Below are 18484 nucleotides of genomic sequence, written 5' to 3' on the forward strand. Positions count from 1 at the left end.
GGTCACGGAGCGCCGTTTGTGCTTATTCATGGCAATACCTACAGCGCAACAACGCAAGTACGTTTAGCGCAGCGCTTCGCCGATCAATTCACCGTCTATTCATTTGACCTGCTTGGCCATGGCGGCTCGGCGCGCCCACCGGATCTGTTTACAACCCGCTACTTTGCGATGCAGGGGGAAGCGGTGGCCGATGCGTTAGCCGGTCTGTTTCATGCGCCAGTGCCTGTGTTCGGAATGAGCGCTGGCGGGATCGGTGCGCTGAACGCGGTATGTATTCGGCCTGATTTGATCGCTGCATTGATTCTCGATGGCGTCTTCGCCCGGGTGACAACAGCGACCTATCAGGCGCACCGGCACGCAACCGCGAGCATGTCACCGAGTTGGCACCGGTATATGGCCGGTCAGCATGGCGCTGACTGGTGGCCGATTCTCAATGCCGGTGTAGAGGCAGTGATCGAGCAATTGGCTAAGCAAGAGGCTTTAGTCACACCATGCCTTGATCAGATCAAGGTTCCTACCATCATCTTTCATGGCGGGAAGGATCCGTTTGTGCCTGATGAGCAAGCGCGCGCAGTGGCGGTCGGCATTCGCGGCGCGCGGATCGTCTATGAGCCGGAGGCCGGCCATTTGATTGCGTGGCGAAATCCCGACGCCTTTCGGGCCCGAGTAGGCCGATTCTTGGCCGAGCATGGGTTGATCGAGGCGACTATGTGACAAGCAGTGCAATTTGTCAAGATCGCCACATAGGTGAAAGAACAATGAACGGGTGCGGTGGTCACCGCACCCGCGGCAGCAGGGTATCTGGCAGGACTAGCCGTGCCGCGCCACTTGCTCTTTCACTGCCGCCACAACACGCTCGGCAGTCAGGCCAAATTCGGTGTAGAGGCGCTGGAACGGGGCCGAAGCGCCGAAGCGATCGACACCAATAATCGCGCCGTCGCAGCCAACATAGCGTTCCCAACCGAGCGAACGGCCAGCCTCGATCACGACCCGCGCCTTGACCGGCGGCGGCAACACCCGATCGCGATAGGACTGCTCTTGCTGATCGAACAGCTCGCGGCAGGGCATGCTGACCACCTGCACTGCAATACCCTCATGCGCCAATTGCTCTGCCGCAGTCAACGCAATCGACACTTCCGAGCCGGTGGCAATTATGATCGCTTGGGGCGAATCGGCGGCACGCAACACATAACCGCCGCACAGCACGCCATCGGCAGCGCCGAGCTGGGTGCGGTCGAGCGTCGGAACATTTTGGCGCGATAGGATCAGCGCGGTGGGGCCATTGGTACGCTGGAGAGCTAAGCGCCATGCCATCGCCACCTCGTTGGCGTCTCCCGGACGCACTACCAACAGGTTGGGAATGGCACGCAACGACACCATCTGCTCGACCGGCTGGTGGGTGGGGCCATCTTCACCAACACCGATGCTATCGTGGGTAAAGACGTACACGACGCGCAACCCCATCAATGCCGCCAGCCGGATTGACGGGCGCATATAGTCGCTAAACACGAGGAAGGTGCCGCCATAGGGAATAATGCCGCCATGCAGCGCCATACCATTGAGGATTGCGCCCATCGCATGTTCACGCACGCCAAAGTGTAAATTGCGCGCGTTAAAATGATCGCCGCTAATCGACCCTAGCCCTTCTAGATAGGTAAAATCCGAGGTGTGAAGGTCAGCCGAACCACCGAGCAAACCGGGGATAATAGGAGCTAGCGCCTGCAACACTGCGCCAGATGCGGTACGAGTGCCTTTTGCCTTTGGATCAGGGGCAAAGACCGGCAACGCCGCTTCCCAGCCGTCGGGCAACCCACCCGCTTGCAAGAGGTCCCATTCGGCGGCCAATTCGGGATACGAAGCCCGATAGCGGCGCAGCATCGCCTCCCATTCGCGTTGGCGCACCTCGCCGACTTCAACCGCCAACTGCATGTGGTCGTAAACCTCATTAGGCACGTAGAAGAGCGGCTCTTGCGGCCAACCGAGCGCCGCTTTGGTCAAGCGCACCCCCTCGACACCGAGCGGCTCGCCGTGGGCTTTGTGGCTGCCAGCGCGCGGACTGCCGTACCCGATCACCGTGCGGGTGATGATCAGCGAGGGCCGCTCGCCGTCTGCGATCGCTTCGGCCAAAGCTAAGGCCACCGACGAAATATTGTGACCATCGGCATACAACACTTGCCACCCGTAAGCGGCAAACCGCTCAGCCACGTTCTCGCTCCACGCTAGCTTGGTCGGCCCAACGAGCGAAATATCGTTGCTGTCGTACAGAACGATCAATTTGCCCAACCGCAGATGGCCGGCCAAGCTGGCTGCTTCATGCGAGATGCCCTCCATCAAATCGCCATCGCTGGCAATGACGTAGGTATAGTGATCAACGACCGGAAAGCCGGTCCGGTTAAACTTGGTCGCCAACCACCGCTCGGCAATCGCCATCCCAACCGCCGTGGCAATCCCTTGCCCCAGCGGGCCGGTGGTCATTTCAACTCCCGGTGTCTCGTGGTACTCAGGATGACCGGGCGTGCGACTGCCCCACTGCCGAAACTGTTTTAGTTCCTCCAACGGCAGATCATAACCGGTGAGATGGAGCAAAGCGTAGAGCAGCATCGAGCCGTGTCCAGCCGATAGCACAAAACGGTCACGGTTCGGCCAGCCCGGATCAGACGGGTTATGCTTGAGAAAACGAGTCCAGAGAACATAAGCTGCATCGGCCATGCCGAGCGGCATACCGGGGTGGCCGCTGTTGGCTTGTTGGACGGCGTCGATGGCCAGCGCGCGGATAGCGTTAGCGCACAACTGGTCGATGGTAGTTGTCACGGGTTCGTTCATGCGGCAATTTCTCCTATCTGTGCGCCGTCGGTGAGCGCCGGCGCATGTTCACCACTCTGTGGTTCATCATACCACTGCTTAGATGCAATGCTGCATGAACAGCAACGATACGATCGTGTGCCTGCGCCGGCAGCGACAGGGATTGGTCTGCTATTTTTGCGACACCTGCTGCGCAGGTTGATGGTCCTTACCGACCGGCTCCCGCTCCCACCAAGCAGTAGGAGCGGCAGAACCGGACGGTTGCCGGCACCGATCTTTGCCATCAACTACACCTACGCGCATGGGTTCTGTCCGCCCTCAAACATTGACAGCAGGGGAGCGGGGCGCACAAGAGCCTTTGTCATTGCAAGGGAGCGATGGCCTCCAGCGCGGCTGGAGGATGCCCGACCGAAGCAATCCCCCTGTTAGCATGCCTGAGGGGATGTCCGTTCGTGCTGGCGGGGATTGCTTTGCTGCGGGACAGAGCATTGCTCTACCCTTCCGCTCGCAATGACACGAGGGGAAGCGAGGCAGGGCGCCCGACCCTGAAAGATCGGACTACGTTTACGAAGCCTGCGGCGCAGGTTAGGCATGGTGATCTACGAGTAGTGGCTTCAACGCACACCGGTACATTGCGCGACACCTTCGGCTACATTTGTTATGATAGAACCATAATGATTACGCCCCAACGAGGTGTTATGGCCGAACCCTTACTCATCCTTGAAACTGATCCGGCAATTGAAGGCTTGTGGGTCGCAATCGAGACAGCGCGCGCGCAGAGCTACCCGCTCACCGGCGCAGCGTTCCGGCTTACGCGCGCGCCGCAAACACCCCTCGAGGCGTTAGATGCCGCTGCACGTGAACTCGACTTTCAACCGCTCGGATCGCACTGGATCGAGGTACCGCGGCGGATTGCCGTCAAGATTGCCACGCACATTATTGCCCACGATCTCGCCTACCCTGACGAGATTGTGCCAGCGGCGCAAGCAACGGAACTGGCCGGCAGGGTGTTGGCGCTAGTGGGGCCGCAGGCGCGCTACTTTACCAACGGCGCGGTAAGCGGCGAGTTTGCGATCTATGACATGCAGGGCAATGAAGTGATTGGTTGGCGCTCGCTGAGTGACGCGCCGTTTGACCATGGTCTATTTGCGCTGGATGATCGGCGTGTCATCGTGCTGTGGGCGGAAGATGCGCCGTAGGCGAGCCATAACCTAGAAACGCCAGCTATTGTCACGTATAATACAAATGTGATGAACCAACCTCGTTCCTTTAATCTATCCGCTTTAACCGCGCCCTTCCGCGTGCTATGGGATACATTACGCGATTTGTTCGATGAGTTTCTGTTGCTGACACTGGCTAATATTATGTGGGCGGCGATGAGCGTGCCACTCTTTAGTATTGCCTATGTCGCCATGGTGAGCAACGCAGCGCTGCCGGCGGCAGCGGCGGCGCTGATTGGCGTTGGGCCAGCGGCCCCTGCGTTTGCCGGTTTGTACGTACTGAGCAAACGGATTATAGAGGGACGGGCCAGTAAACTCAGCGACTTTTTTGCCGGGATGCGGGCTTATGCTGTGCCAGCATGGCGGCTGTACGGAGTATGGATGGCCGGGTTGGTGTTGATTTTTTGGAATCTGGCCTTCTATGCTGGCGTTCCCGGCATCTTGGGCGGGGTACTGATCGGCTTTTTCCTTTACCTCTTTATGCTCTGGTCGGCGCTGATTATCTACGCCTTTCCGCTCATGGTGCTGATGGAACGGCCTTCGCTGAAGCAGATTGCGCGCAATGCACTGGTGATGATTGTCAGCCGGCCAGTCTATACACTTGTAACCATGCTGCTGATGGGGTTCATCTTGATTCTGAGCAGTGTGGTGCTGCTGGTTCCCTTCTTGCTCTTTGCGGTTGCGCTGCTGGCGCTGTGGAGCACGCGGGCCACCCAGTTTCTGATTGACGAAGCGCGGGCGCGACAAGCCGCGGCTGCCGCCGAAACGGTGCCGCCGGCGGAAGAGCGGGGCCGGCGCGGGCAGGTGCGGCCTAAGTGATGACGCAAAGGCGCAAAGGATGGTAAATGCAAAGGCGCGAAGATCGCAAAGCACGCAAAGAGTTTGTTAATGTTATGATGCGCTGCCGGTGAGGCAAGAAGACGGTGCCGCTCAGCGGTCAAGGGTGCGTCAACACAAAGGCGATAGATAGTATGTTAACGCGACGGATTATACCTTGTCTTGATGTGAAGGCCGGGCGCGTGGTGAAGGGGGTCAAATTTCTCAACCACCGCGACGCCGGTGATCCGGTGGCGTTAGCGGCGGCCTATAATGCCGCCGGCGCCGATGAGTTGGTCTTCTACGATATTACCGCCTCGAGCGACGAGCGAGCGATCATGGTAGACGTGGTCGAACGCACCGCTGCCGAGGTATTTATTCCGCTAACGGTCGGTGGTGGCTTGCGCAGCGTCGAGGATATGTACCGGATGCTGCGGGCCGGCGCCGATAAGGTGAGCTTAAACACGGCTGCAGTCTACAACCCGAACCTGATAGCCGAAGGCGCACGGCGGTTCGGCAGTCAATGCATTGTGCTGTCGGTCGATGCCAAACGGGTGAACGCACCCGACGAACCGCCGCGCTGGGAAGTCTTTACCCACACCGGCGCGAACCCGCGCCCAACCGGCCTCGACGCGATCGAGTGGATCAAGCGCGGGATCGATCTTGGCGCAGGTGAAATCTGCATCAACAGCATGGATGCTGACGGCGCGCGCACCGGCTACGATCTCGCACTGCTGCAAGCGATCACCACCATTTCACCGGTGCCGGTAATTGCGTCGGGCGGGGTTGGATCGCCGCACGATATGTACCGCGGGATTGTCGAAGGCGGCGCTGACGCAGTACTGGCGGCCTCGATCTTCCACTTTGGCGACTATTCAGTCGCCGATGTCAAGCAGTATTTGGCTGAACACGGCGTCCCCGTGCGACGAACGTAGGGCCATTGCGGCACAATGTTCCTACGGCGTCACGACACACCGATTAACGCCACCGCATCGATCTCGCTCCAACTGCCATCACGCTGGTCAAGCGTGATCCGTGCGCCAACAATCCGGGTGAGGGTCTGCTCAAACGTGATCGTGAGCGCAAACGGGCACTCAGACAGCGGGACAGGATCGGCGCGGTGAACCACCTTGGCCGTGCCTTGTTCGTCAATCAGTTCGACCAGCGTGATGTAGCCGGGTTGGTAGTTCTGGTAGATGATCAAGCCGGTGGCGAAGACCGGTTCGGCAAAGGTGACGGTCAGCGTCTCGCGGCTGCCGGGAGTCGCCGGTGCCCACGCATTCGGGCTGTCTTGGCACTCTGGCACATCGGGCGGGCCAACCACGCCGCTGGGGTCGTAATCGGGCGCATAGAAGCTGCTGGCCGTAGCAGACGCCACCCACTGCTGCACCGTCTCGCTCGGCGGCGCTTCAGCGACCGGCGTGAGCGCCATTGCCGTTGCGAGGGCCGCAGCGTCGGTTTGTAAGCGAAACGCAGTCACCGCACTGTATTCACCGCTATTGTCACTCACCCAAACCACGCCACCGGGAGCGACGACAATCCCGTTGGGCAAGCTCAACTCGCCGGGGTTTGGAATGCTGCCGGGTGCAGCCGGTGCGCCGCCGCGAGCCACAATCGTACCGTCAGGAGCAAGCCGCAGAATCGTACCAGCATAGGTAGCAAGGTAGAGATAGCCGGCGCGGTCGATATCAAGCACCGGCCCGGCCAGTTGGGCAGGATCGGCGGGATCACCCCAACGGGCTAGCACGCTGCCATCAGGGGCCAATTTGACGATTGCGCCGGCAAAACTCTCGGCCAGATAGATCACGCCGCTGCGATCCACCACTAAATCCGCAGGCGCCAGATCAGGCGGCAAGGCAATCCGTTCCATCAACCGGCCTTCGGCGCTAAAGCGGACAATACTGCTAGCCGCCAAACCATCGGGACCGGGGCGGGCATCCAGCGCGTACACGCTGCCATCAGCACCGACAGCGATCCGTTGCGGCGCCGACAGGCCAAACTGGTCGGGCGCATCGCCGTGACCGCCCCACCGGCCTAGAAAGTCGCCAGCGGCGCTGAAGCGAACAATTGCGTTGCGTCCGTAATCAGCGACGTAGAGATCACCACTGGGGCCAAGCGCAACATCGTAAGCGTCGAGCAATTCATCGGCGCCGAAGGTGGTACGCAGCGTGCCATCAGGGGCAAAGACCCAAATCCCGCGCCCGCTTTCAGCGAGATAGAGCGTGCCATCGGGCGCTGCCGCCAGCCCGCGCGCGGCGACAAACCGGCTATTGGCCGGGCCGCTGCGACCACCCAGCCGCAGCACAAACCCCGGCGGCCCCGAACGCACAATTTGCGGCTGGGCAGCTACATCAACTAGCGTCGGGGTAGGGGTAAGCAACGGCAACACCTCCAGCGAAGCCACGATCCGTTCAATGAGCGGTTGTTCAGTTTCCCAGTTGGCGGCTGCCGCTTGAGCCAACACGCGCACCACCCGCATCTCATCAACTAACACCCACAATCGTCCGGCACTGGCCGGACTGCTGAGGTTGGCGGCCACCCCTTGGGCTGCACCGATCTGCACCGCTTGGGTAGGGGAGATCGTGTAGCCAGCCGACTGGATCGCGCTGCTCGCCAGCTCAAACACCGTCTCTGGGTTTGCCGCCGCTGGGCCGTATTGTGCGGTCAGCGCCGCCAATGGCGTCGTATCGAGCACAATCACCGGCGCATCGATCACGCCAGCCGCAAGGGCAGCCGCGTTAGGCGCAATGCGCAGCGCGCCGCTTTCCACCCGACTCTGCCATCCATCCGGCAGGAGCAATTGTACGCCGAGTTCGGTAAACATTACTTCATTCAGCACGATTACCGTCGGGCTTGGCGTCACTGGTGCCGGCGTTGGCGACGGCGGCGCGGCACAAGCAGCGATCAGATTGGTGAGCAGCAATGCGATAAGCAGAGGTAAACGCATGCCGGTTCCTTAACTATAAGCAATATGCAACGATGCTACCAGTAGATATACCACAGTCGCCGCAGGGTGATGATCACTGCGTCGGCAAAGGGTATGACAACATTGCAAGCCGAACTGTCACGCCATTAACGTGAAGGTTATACCGGCCCGTTATACTCAACGCAGCAAGCTGGCATGTTTGAAGATCACCTGCTCAGCGGCATCATAACGATCATCCGCATCGCCAGTATGACATTAATCAAACGACCATCAAGAGAACGGTCAAACGAGCCTATAGGCATGAGAGGATCAGGCGTGAAACAGGTCTTGCTCGCTGTCGCCGGAGTCATCCCTGCTGACCTTGAACAACAGATCGCAGCCGGACGTCGTCCACGCGCCGACTATCTTGAGCTAGCCCGCTACTGTGAGGCCGATCTCATTGACTACCGCATTGCTCACGCCGATAGTGGCATTGTTGGTCATCTCTGCGCGCAGTTGGGCGGGCCACACCTTGTGCTGGCGTTGGCCTGTTTTATGCGCCGCCATCACTATCAGGCCATTGTGACCAGCAACGAACAGGTTGGTCTGCTGCTCACGGCCCTGCTCAAGCTCTTTAGTCTCAACCGCCGCCCGCGCCATCTCATACTAGGTCATCAATTATCCAATCCGAAGCATCAGGCGGTTTTTGATCGGCTTGGCGTTCAGAGCCACATTGACCGGCTGATCGTTGACTCAGCGTGGCCGCAACGCTTCATCAGCAAACGCCGGCAAATACCGCCGCAGCGGGCGCCATACCTACCGGCAGCAGTTGACGAACAATTCTTTCACCCGCGCCACGCGCCACCGCGTCCCACGGTACGGCCACAGATCGGCGTGGTTGGTTTCAAACAGACCGATTACCACACCCTCCTGCGTGCAGTCGCCAAGCTTCACAGCGATGTCGTCGTGGCCGCTGCCGACCCATGGTTTACCCACCGTGACAGTAAGGGAATGCATCCGCTCCCGCCTAACGTGCGCGTGCAAACATTTACCCCTCTCGAATTACGTCAATTCTACCGCGATAGCCGGTTTGTAGTCATACTGCTCGAACCGGCAGATGTGCAGATTGGCAGTCGCGCCATCCTCGAAGCGATGGCGATGGAACGTGCGGTTATCTGTACGCGCATCACCGGTCAAAGTGACCTTGTTGTCGATGGTGCAAGCGGAATCTATGTACCGCCGCGCGATCCGGCAGCATTGCGTGCCGCAATTGAACAACTACTGGCCGAACCGGGCAGGGCGGAGCGGATGGGACGTATGGGGCGGCAGATCGTTGAACAAAGGCTGAGTCTTGATCACTATACCAGCCGTATGACCGATATCTTGTACGAAGCGTTGGCCGAAGCCGGCGTTGAGCCAGCGCCCAAGTAGCAGGAGCAATCGTAACATCGCTCGATCAATCCATCGGCAGCAGAAAGACGAGCCAACTCGCTCGATCCAACGGCTAGCACCGGTGTATACTACAGCCAATGCAGACTGGCATTGCAAGACCGAGGCGCGGGATGATGCCAGAACAGGAGATGAATCGCCTGCGCTGGAGCCTAAGCGACTCGCTAGGCACAAGCCGCCCGCTGCCAGATGACAGACGCCGCCTCCCGCCATTGCAATCTGACCCGGCGTCGATCACGATAGGCCTGAAGCACATAGAGGAAAATGATCATGGACATCAAGCTGCGTCATGTCGGCACCGTAGCTATTATCACTATCGCAGGCCGCTTCGACGCCTATACGGCGCCATCAGTGCAGCAGTGGCTCGAACAAGCGACCGCAGCCCCCGGTGCCCGTGTACTGGTGGATCTCACCGATACCACCTTTGTCGACTCCACAGGATTAGCGACGCTCGTGGCAGCCCTAAAGCGATGCCAGCAAGGTCAAGGCGAATTTGCGCTCTGCGGACTCCGCCGGCCAATTATGATGATTTTTGAACTAACCCGGCTTGATAAAGCGTTCAACATTTTTGTTGACACCGATCATGCGCTAGCGGTACTCAATGCGTAAACACGCCCATGATGCTGATCTCATCCCTCAGTTCACAATACAACCGCATACAGATCCTTGCCGAAGCGTGGCTAGCGCAAGGTGCGCAGGCCTTCAGCGTCTACGAACGTGGTCGCCTCTTGGCATCGTGGCCGGATGGACAGCGGATGCTACCGCCCGATCTGACGGCTCCGATCACCCGCTATAACGACGTTGTTGGTGAATTACACCTCAGCGGGCTGCGGGGCGAGATGGCTCGCCAGCGCTTGCAGGCTGAGGCGAGCCTGATCGGGGATATCTTGCAACTCGAACACGAATTGCAGTGCATGGCCGCCGATCTAGTCACCAGCCAAAATCAGCAGTTGGCACTCTACCGCCTCACCCAAGCGATGCGCGATCTGGTAACCATCCGCGAAAGCTTGGCAGCGATCGTCACCGAAGCGCAGCGGATGTTGAAGGGACGGGCCGGTTTTGCAATCTATGCGCCTGCGCAGCGTGATGATACGATTGTCGTGCAATCAACCGAGAGCGATCTCGACCCTGACCTCATCTGGCAACTATCCCGACAAGTGCAACGCGAGGATCGGCCACTGATCATCGGCGAAGATGATAGCAGATTCTCCTATCTGCCCGGCATACGCAACCTCTTGCTGCTGCCGATCCGGGTGCGCGGAGAGGTTATAGCTTGCCTTGGCATTGTCGATCGCGCTGACACCATTGGTACGCCGGAATTAAAACTGGGGCGCGCGATTGCCGATCAAGCGAGCGCCCAAATCGAACGCATCTTGCTCTACCAAGAGATGCTGGCACAGGCCCGGCTCCGTAGCGAGATGGATCGTGCCCGGCGAGTGCAGACCGCACTGCTCCCCCGGGTTTTGCCAGAGATAGCAGGGTTAGAGATCTACGCCGCTTCACGCCCGGCCCTGCAAGTCGGCGGCGATTTCTTTGATGTTATCAATCTGCCCAACCATCCGTTCATCTTCACGATTGGCGATGTGAGCGGCAAAGGCGTTTCAGCCGCTTTATTGATGTCAATGACGCGCACTGCGCTGCACAGCAAAGCGCGCTTCATGCCAGCGCCAACACCCGCGCTGGTCATGCGGCAATCGAACGCAGACCTCTACCATGATTTCACCCGCATCGGCGTCTTTGCCACCGTCTTCGTCGGCCAATATGTCGCCGAACAGCGCGCCATCACCTATGCTAATGCCGGCCATGCACCCGTCATCTACCGTCCGCGCCACGGCGCCGCCACCTTGCTCTTGGCCGGCAACCCCCCCCATAGGAGTTGCGACCACTACTCAGGTGCAAGATGGTTATCTACCTATGGAGCCGGGTGATCTGTTGATCGTCGCCACCGATGGCTTTCATGAAGCCCGCAATGCAGCGGACGAATTATTCGGCATCGATCGTTTACTCATGGCAGTAAACGCACTGGCTGAACAATCGGCACGAGCGATCGCTGACGGGATCTTTCAGGTGGTGGAACACTTTAGCGCCGGCCACCCACAAGACGATGATCAGACTTTGATCGTACTCAAAGGAGCAGCGACGTGAGCCAGCAGCGCAGTGAAATGATCCGGCTGGATTTACCGGCCCAGTATGCCTATCTGCATCTGCTGAGCGAAACCATCGCTGCGCTATTACGGCAGGCAGGAGCGAATGATGAACTATTGGTGTACAATGTGCAGCTAGCAGCCCACGAAGTCTGTACAAATATTATTCAGCACGCTTATCGGCATCGCAGTCATAGCGACAACCGCATCAGCATCGCGCTCACATTCCACCACCAACCGCCGCGGATCGAGATCGAGCTACATGATACCGGTGAGTCGTTTACTCCAGAACTGGCATCGCATCCTCATCTGAGCGAGGCGCAGATTCACGGGTACGGATTATTTCTGATCCGGCATTTGATGGACCACGTCGGCTATATCGCACATCCTGACGGAAATTGCTGGCGCCTAGTGAAGCGCCTTACGTAAAGGAGACGAGACGATGACCACCATCATGATTGTAGATGACTATCTTCCGAGCCACCGCCTAATGAGCTTTGTGCTCAACCAATATGGCTACACTGTAGTGACGGCACTTGATGGCGAACAAGCACTCAACCGTCTCGCCACCGGTCAGGTTGATCTGGTCGTTACCGATCTGAAGATGCCCCGTATGGACGGGATCGAACTCGCTCGTGCCATACGCGCTGATGAACGCTACGCCGATCTGCCGATCATTATGGTGACCGGCAGTGTCAAAGAGCAAGATGAAGTCAAAGCGACCGGTGTTGGCGTCAATGCCTTCCTCACCAAACCGGTCGACTCTGATGATTTAGTGAACGAGGTTGATCGACTGCTCCAACGGACGCCGCCGCAGACGCCACAGCAGGCATAACCCCTTAGCTCTCCAGCACGCGCCAAAAAGTGCCAACCATAACCATACGACCAAGCATCGTCAGCACAAAGAGCATTGCCAACCCGCTCACAGCCAGCGGCCCCAAGGCAACGGTGACGCCGGTCATCGCTTGGCCGATGGTGCCGCCGGCCAACGATGCCAGCAGGGTGCCTAAGCCGGTGAGCAGGCTGAAGATCGCCATCGCCGCGCCCCGCTGTTCCGCCGGCGCCCGCGCCATCAAGAGGTTGCCTAACCCTTGATTCACCCCCGGCCAAAAGACGCCTGAAAAGATGGAGGTTAACCACAATGGCACGATATTGTCAGGGGTTGAGAGGATCCAACCTAAAGGCAGCGGTATTGTACCCATAACGCACGCCGTCACTACCAACCGGTAGCCGTAGCGATCCATCAACCAGCCGACCAGCGGTGAAAAGATGAGGGCAACCGCATTGGTGACAACGCCCGTAAGCGCTAGCAGCGAGAAATCGAGCCGTAGCGCAGTGAGACCGTAAGCGTTAAAGAAGGGTGCGGCAATGCCGGTAACCAAGGCCCAGCCGGTCGCCAACATGGTAAAATGCCGAAAGCTGGCCTCGCGCAACGGATCAAACAGAAACGCGCTTACGCCACTCCACGGACGCGGGGTGATTGGCGGTTCAGGTTGGCGTGCAATCAGCACCGCCGCGCCAAACGCAGCCAGCACCGCCACGCCAAAGATGACGGCATAGCCCTGCGCTGTAGCGCCATTGGCGCGAAACCAGTCGAGCACACGACCGGCGGCGTAGACGCTGACCATAGCGCTGATCCCAGCGACCGTGTTGCGGATGCCAAAATAGCTGCCACGCCGGTTGGGCGGCACCAGATCGCTCATCCAACTCATCCACGCATTGCCGGCCATGCCGTTGAGACCATAGGAAAAGCCAAGGGCAATGAAAAAGACGGTTAATTGCCATGTTGTCGGCCAGCCAGTAAACGGCAAGCAGAGTAGAAATGCCCAGACCAGCCGGCCAGACAGCGCTGAATAGAATACAACCGCGCGCCGATTGGCGAAACGGGCTTCGAGGTAGGCGCTGAGAAATTGAAAGAGCTGGCCAATAAACGGTAACGCCCCCAACAAGCCAATCTGGAAATTATTAGCTCCAAGCAAGATGGCAAACCCGCTGAGGAAGACACTGCCGCCAATGGCGCCGGTGATACTGATGTGAATGTTGGCAATCGCCCCCTCCCAGATCGAGATGGTCAGGCCGCGCTGCATTTCCGATGGGAGTAACGGACGCGAGGCAGAGGGCGCGGTTGCGATGTGTTCGGTCGTTGCGGCGGCTTGGCCTGCAACATTGGTTTGGCTGGTCATCGTAACAACCTCATAGAAGCATAGACGCGCTGCGAGCCAGAAACGGGTAAGCCAGTATGCTATAATCAGCTAACACATCTTTGCGCTATAGACAGGGATTAGCGCCGGGGGAAATAGAATTATGAACGTCATCGATCTTCTCTTCGTTGTACTCTTCTTTGGCGCACTTGCGGTAGGTTTTTTTCAAGGCACTGTGCGTCTGCTGTTGATCATCCTCTCGTTTTATCTCGGCACCGTGCTGGCTAGCTTGTACTACCAAAGTTTGGCTGATATCTTCGTGCGTGAATTAGGCGGACAGCGCTTCGTCAGTCAATATGTTGCCTTCGCACTTATTCATCTGTTCAGCTTCATCGTGCTCACCTTTGTCGGCATTTACACCTTCCGCTATGTGCAAATCCCGCACCATTTGGAAATGATTGACCGCATCACCGGCACCGGTCTCGGCCTTGTGATCGGCGGAATGATACTGGGTCTGACCGCTGTGCTGCTCTGGAACCTCTTTATCGTGCGCGGTTTCGCCAACATTGATTACCCGATTACGCGCTGGCTCGGCGGGCAAATCGGCGCCTCGCTAATGTTGCGGTTCTTTGCCAATGCCGTCTTACCCAGCCTGTACGAGATTGTCGATCCAGTGTTGCCCGATGCCGCGCGGATCATCTTTCAAGTGCAGTAATCAACCTTGCGGCTGATGGCGCGATCGAAGCGCTAATGGTAGGCTGAACGCAGGAACGGCTGTGTTCAACGGTACGAGTATGTCAATCTCGGAATCATCGCTGCATACGCTTGAATTTGACACGATCCGCGACCGCTTAGCGCACTATACCGCTTTTTCGGCCTCACGTGAACTGGCCTTAAGTCTGACTCCGGCCACCGATCTAGCCGAAGTGCGCCGGCGGCAGGCACTGACCACCGAGGCACGCTTGTTGTTGGAAGAGTGGCCAGAATTGAGCATTGGCGGGGCGCGTGATGTGCGGCGGGCAACGCAGCACGCCGCGCGCGGCGGCATCCTCGATGGCGCTACCCTACGCGAGATTGCCGCGACCTTGCAAAGTGCAGCGTTCCTGCGCCAGCGCCTCAGTCGGCTCGACGAACGTTTTCCGCATCTGATCGAACTCGGCAATGCGTTGCCGGAGTTGCCGCAGGTGATCGAAGCGATCGAACGAGCGATCGGCGATGATGGGCAGGTGCTCGATAGCGCTAGCCCTACGCTGGCTCGCTTGCGCCACGACGTGCGAGTGGCCTTCAATCGCCTGCACGAGCGCTTGCAGAGCATGATCCATTCGAGCGCACTGGCCAATGCCTTGCAAGAACCGATTATCACCGTGCGGAACGGGCGGTATGTCATTCCGGTCAAGGCCAGCCACCGGCGCGAAGTGCGCGGCTTGGTGCATGACCAGTCCGGTTCGGGGGCAACACTCTACATTGAGCCGATGGCGGTGGTTGAGCTGAATAACCGCTGGCGCGAGTTGCAATCGGCGGAAGCGGAAGAGGTGCAGCGTATCCTCAGCGCACTCTCAGAGCAGGTTGGCGCGGCGGCGAGCACCATTACCAGCGCCGTCAATACCCTCGCCACGCTCGATCTGACGTTCGCGCTGGCCCGCTATGCGATCGCCACCCGCAGCATCGCGCCGGAGATTGTCGATTGGCGGCCCGACGATCCGCCGCCGGCTGAGCCGCCGTTCCGGCTGACCCGCGCCCGCCACCCGCTCTTGCCCGCCGCAACAGTGGTGCCGATCGATGTGTGGCTCGGCGGCGAGTTTTCCATCCTCCTCATTACCGGCCCTAATACCGGCGGCAAGACGGTGGCACTCAAGACAGCCGGCTTGCTAGCATTGATGGCGCAGGCCGGTATGCACATCCCTGCCGAGCAACCGTCGCGGCTGCCGGTGTTTCAATACATTTTTGCCGACATCGGCGACGAGCAAAGCATCGAACAGAGCCTGAGCACCTTCTCGTCACATATGGCGAATATTATTCGCGTGTTGCAGACGCTGGCTGAAACCCAACAGTTCCCAGCAGGCGACGATCAGGATTGGTTCGTTCATCGTCCGCCGGCGTTGGTGCTGTTTGATGAATTAGGTGCAGGTACTGATCCGGTAGAAGGTGCAGCTCTAGCACGCGCGATCATTGGCCGACTACTAGAGTTGGGGGTGCTGGCAATAGCTACGACCCATTACGCTGAGCTAAAGGCCTTTGCCTATGCGACACCGGGAGTGCAGAACGCCTCAGTCGAGTTTGATGTCGAGACATTGGCGCCCACCTACCGGCTGAGTATCGGCATTCCCGGTCGCTCGAACGCACTGGCGATCGCGGCCCGGCTAGGGCTTGACCCGGCGCTGATCGAGCAGGCTCGCTCGTTCATTGACCGCAAAGAGGCGCAGGTCGAAGACCTGCTGGCCGGGATTCAACGCGAGCGTGACGCTGCCGCGGCAGCGTTGCAACGCGCTGAAGAACTGCGCGCCGACGCCGAGAAGTACCGTGATCGGCTGGCTGCCGAGCAGCAGGCGTTTGCCGCCGAACGTGAGGCGGCGTTGGCGGCGGCCCGCCAAGAGATCGAAGCCGAACTGCGCGAAGTACGCCAGCACTTACGCCGGCTGCGCGAAGAATTCCGCTCAGTCAATATCTCGCGTCAATGGTTGGAAGAAGCGGAAAAGCGTTTGGCCGCCACCGCCGAACAATCCCAACAAGCTGTTGAAAAGCTGCGCCAAACCCATGCCCCGGCTGCGCCGCCCTCCCCCGCCGAACGCTCGCTGCAAGTCGGGGATACGGTGCATGTCGCTTCGATTGGTCTCAACGGCGAGATTGTCGCCATCGATGAGGAAGACGGCACTGCCACCGTGCAAGTTGGTGGCTTCCGTATGACGGTCAAGCTTGGCGAACTCAAGCGCCCCAAAGCGCAGGTCAGCGACGAGCGGCGCTACACCCCGCCCGAACGCAGCGTCAACCTGCCCAGCACCCCCGATGTCTCAATGACCTTTGACATGCGCGGCTGGCGCGTCGCCGAGGTCAGCAACCGGCTCGACCGCTACCTCAACGACGCCTATCTGGCCGGCTTACACCAAGTTCGCCTCATCCACGGCAAAGGCACCGGCGCGTTGCGCCAAGTCGTGCGTGATGTGCTGGCAACCCATCCGCTGGTGGCTTCGTTTAGCAGCGGCGGGCGCGACGGCGGCGAAGGGGTAACGATTGCTACGCTGGTTGAGCGGTAAGTCTACCGACTGGTGATCCAACAAATACGGGATATCCACGGAGGGTACGGATTGGCATAGAGCGGTGGTACGCTGCCCGGCTGCTGTCATTGCGAGCCACCCACGGCGATGAAGCAATCTCCTTGCAACGGGCTGGTTATGCTGTGCAACCCAGCAAGGAGACACTACTAAACCCGGATTGATCTGGATCGCGCATAACCTTGGCAAGATAACTGCTGCACCGCACGGAGACAATGCAGCAAAGCGGGAGGAAATGCGGACATGGATAAACCCGGATTGAACAGATTTACACCGATCCGTGCCAATCCGTGTCTCATTCCATGTGATGATACAATATTCTTCAATACCCGCACGCCCGTCAAGGAACACGTATGAGCGAACCGACCATTCTGGAACAGATTCTGAACCATAAGCGGATCGAAGTGCGCCGCCAGCAAGCGAAAATCCCGCTGGCAGCCCTGCAAGACAAGATACAGCGCATGCCGCCAGTGCGCGACTTTGCCGCGGCGCTGCGCCGCTCGCCGGCCACAGCCTTGATCGCTGAGGTGAAGAAAGCCTCGCCGAGCCGTGGCGTGTTGCTGGCCAATTTCGACCATTTGGCCCTTGCCCGCACCTATGTCGCCAACGGCGCCGCAGCCATCTCGGTCTTGACCGACCAGCGCTTTTTTCAGGGCAGCTTGACCTATCTGGCCGGCATTCGCGCCTTGCCGGAGGTGCAAGCCGCCGGCACACCGCTGCTGCGCAAAGACTTTCTCATCGATCCGTATCAGGTGTACGAGGCGCGCGCGTATGGCGCCGATGCTGTCTTGTTGATTGTCGCCGCGCTTGATGATGCCACCCTGAGCGAGCTCTTCGCGCTGACCTACGAACTCAGCATGCATGCGTTGATCGAGGTGCATACCGTCGCCGAGTTGGAACGGGCGCTCCAGTTAAACCCGCCAATTATCGGCGTGAACAATCGCGATCTGCACCGCTTCGTTACCGACCGCGCAACCACGAAAGCCATCGCCGATCACCTGCCTGCCGGACCGCAGCGCCCGGCGCTGGTCAGCGAGAGTGGCATCTTCACGCCGGAACACGTGGCCGAAGTGCGCAGCTATGGCGCAGACGCGATCTTGGTTGGTGAGGCCTTGGTGACGGCTCCCGACATCGGCGCACAGGTACGCGCGTTGGCAATGGCGTAAGCTTGCGATGCATTCGGCCCAGCGCTACCCGGCCCGCAGCATCCACAGCCATCTCTCCCAACGCGAACGCTGCCTGCTTACGCGTTGGTCATACCAGTGCATACCATAAAAAATGGGTGAAAATTCCAAGTTACCAGACGTGGAACGCCATCTTGACGATAAGGAGTGCGTACTGTGCGACAGTGCCCTAGCTGCGGTCATACCATCACCGGCGCTGAACGCTTCTGCCCAGCCTGTGGCCAGGCGCTGGCAGTAGCGGTCTGGCAACCAGCGCCAGCCATCGAAACTACCCTGCCGATTGCGCCGGCCCGCAACAGCCGGTTGGCGATTGTCAGCCTGATCTGCGGCATCACGGCGTGGATTCTCTTCTTCATTCCATTATTGCTGGCTGTGCCGGCGATCATCTGCGGCCATCTTGGCCAGAGTGCCGTCAAGCGCGGCAACGGCCAGCTTACCGGCAGCGGGCTGGCCTTGTTCGGTTTAGCGCTGGGTTATGCCCACATTGCCTTGACCGTCGTGGCATTATGTTTGGCAGTAGCGGTGATGGCGGTAGGGGTGTGACAGTCGTAGTG

Annotated in this window: 17 protein-coding genes; 14 read left to right on the forward strand and 3 right to left on the reverse strand. The window is 59.2% G+C overall.

All coding sequences use genetic code 11. From position 1 onward, the window contains the following. On the forward strand, positions 1-714 hold a 714-nt coding region (locus Q1A59_RS07145), incomplete at its 5' end, for an alpha/beta fold hydrolase (protein WP_299644597.1). Positions 715-810: 96 nt separating this feature from the next. On the opposite strand, the gene tkt is transcribed toward Q1A59_RS07145, so the two are convergent. Further along, positions 811-2823 (reverse strand): transketolase, encoded by a 2013-nt coding sequence (tkt, locus tag Q1A59_RS07150; RefSeq protein WP_299644599.1) that lies wholly within the window; start codon positions 2821-2823, stop codon positions 811-813. Positions 2824-3500: 677 nt separating this feature from the next. Here tkt and Q1A59_RS07155 point away from each other — a divergent pair. The 3 genes from Q1A59_RS07155 to hisF all read left to right on the forward strand — a co-directional run bounded on the left by Q1A59_RS07155 (position 3501) and on the right by hisF (position 5773). Next, on the forward strand, positions 3501-4001 hold the full coding sequence (locus Q1A59_RS07155) for a hypothetical protein (RefSeq protein ID WP_298402968.1): 501 nt from the start codon (positions 3501-3503) through the stop codon (positions 3999-4001). Positions 4002-4052: 51 nt separating this feature from the next. Then, the gene (locus Q1A59_RS07160; RefSeq protein WP_299644602.1) at positions 4053-4841 is read left to right on the forward strand and encodes a hypothetical protein; all 789 of its coding nucleotides are present in this window, start codon (positions 4053-4055) and stop codon (positions 4839-4841) included. A gap of 152 nt (positions 4842-4993) precedes the next feature. Continuing rightward, the gene (gene hisF, locus Q1A59_RS07165; protein WP_298402965.1) at positions 4994-5773 is read left to right on the forward strand and encodes an imidazole glycerol phosphate synthase subunit HisF; all 780 of its coding nucleotides are present in this window, start codon (positions 4994-4996) and stop codon (positions 5771-5773) included. 29 nt (positions 5774-5802) lie between these two features. On the opposite strand, the gene Q1A59_RS07170 is transcribed toward hisF, so the two are convergent. Next, a complete protein-coding gene (locus Q1A59_RS07170; RefSeq protein ID WP_298402964.1) occupies positions 5803-7785 on the reverse strand; it encodes an NHL repeat-containing protein in 1983 nt (660 codons plus the stop codon). 294 nt (positions 7786-8079) lie between these two features. On the opposite strand from Q1A59_RS07170, the gene Q1A59_RS07175 reads away from it, so the two are divergent. The 6 genes from Q1A59_RS07175 to Q1A59_RS07200 all read left to right on the forward strand — a co-directional run bounded on the left by Q1A59_RS07175 (position 8080) and on the right by Q1A59_RS07200 (position 12171). Then, entirely contained in the window at positions 8080-9174 is a 1095-nt protein-coding gene (locus Q1A59_RS07175; RefSeq protein WP_298402963.1) for a glycosyltransferase family 4 protein, read from the forward strand. A 288-nt stretch (positions 9175-9462) separates the two neighbouring features. Next, entirely contained in the window at positions 9463-9801 is a 339-nt protein-coding gene (locus tag Q1A59_RS07180; RefSeq protein WP_298402962.1) for an STAS domain-containing protein, read from the forward strand. An 8-nt stretch (positions 9802-9809) separates the two neighbouring features. Beyond that, entirely contained in the window at positions 9810-11120 is a 1311-nt protein-coding gene (locus tag Q1A59_RS07185; protein ID WP_299644608.1) for a PP2C family protein-serine/threonine phosphatase, read from the forward strand. After that, positions 11086-11337 (forward strand): SpoIIE family protein phosphatase, encoded by a 252-nt coding sequence (locus tag Q1A59_RS07190; RefSeq protein ID WP_367280893.1) that lies wholly within the window; start codon positions 11086-11088, stop codon positions 11335-11337. The genes Q1A59_RS07185 and Q1A59_RS07190 overlap by 35 nt, the downstream gene beginning before the upstream one ends. Beyond that, on the forward strand, positions 11334-11765 hold the full coding sequence (locus tag Q1A59_RS07195; RefSeq protein ID WP_299644613.1) for an ATP-binding protein: 432 nt from the start codon (positions 11334-11336) through the stop codon (positions 11763-11765). Before Q1A59_RS07190 ends, Q1A59_RS07195 begins: the two co-directional genes overlap by 4 nt. 13 nt (positions 11766-11778) lie before the next feature. Then, positions 11779-12171 (forward strand): response regulator, encoded by a 393-nt coding sequence (locus Q1A59_RS07200; RefSeq protein WP_298402958.1) that lies wholly within the window; start codon positions 11779-11781, stop codon positions 12169-12171. A gap of 4 nt (positions 12172-12175) precedes the next feature. Here Q1A59_RS07200 and Q1A59_RS07205 read toward each other — a convergent pair whose 3' ends face one another. Then, positions 12176-13519 carry an MFS transporter gene (locus Q1A59_RS07205; RefSeq protein WP_298402957.1) on the reverse strand — a complete coding sequence of 448 codons (1344 nt, stop codon included), beginning with the start codon at positions 13517-13519 and terminating at the stop codon, positions 12176-12178. Positions 13520-13640: 121 nt separating this feature from the next. Between Q1A59_RS07205 and Q1A59_RS07210 the strand changes: the two genes are divergently transcribed. The 4 genes from Q1A59_RS07210 to Q1A59_RS07225 all read left to right on the forward strand — a co-directional run bounded on the left by Q1A59_RS07210 (position 13641) and on the right by Q1A59_RS07225 (position 18473). Then, on the forward strand, positions 13641-14192 hold the full coding sequence (locus Q1A59_RS07210) for a CvpA family protein (RefSeq protein WP_298402956.1): 552 nt from the start codon (positions 13641-13643) through the stop codon (positions 14190-14192). Positions 14193-14271: 79 nt separating this feature from the next. Then, positions 14272-16728 carry an endonuclease MutS2 gene (locus Q1A59_RS07215; RefSeq protein WP_298402955.1) on the forward strand — a complete coding sequence of 819 codons (2457 nt, stop codon included), beginning with the start codon at positions 14272-14274 and terminating at the stop codon, positions 16726-16728. A gap of 371 nt (positions 16729-17099) precedes the next feature. Continuing rightward, entirely contained in the window at positions 17100-17912 is an 813-nt protein-coding gene (gene trpC, locus Q1A59_RS07220; RefSeq protein WP_298402953.1) for an indole-3-glycerol phosphate synthase TrpC, read from the forward strand. A 174-nt stretch (positions 17913-18086) separates the two neighbouring features. Beyond that, entirely contained in the window at positions 18087-18473 is a 387-nt protein-coding gene (locus Q1A59_RS07225) for a DUF4190 domain-containing protein (RefSeq protein WP_298402951.1), read from the forward strand. The last annotated feature ends 11 nt before the right edge of the window (positions 18474-18484 follow it).

Source organism: uncultured Chloroflexus sp. (genome assembly GCF_937951745.1).
Taxonomy (GTDB): Bacteria; Chloroflexota; Chloroflexia; order Chloroflexales; family Chloroflexaceae; genus Chloroflexus.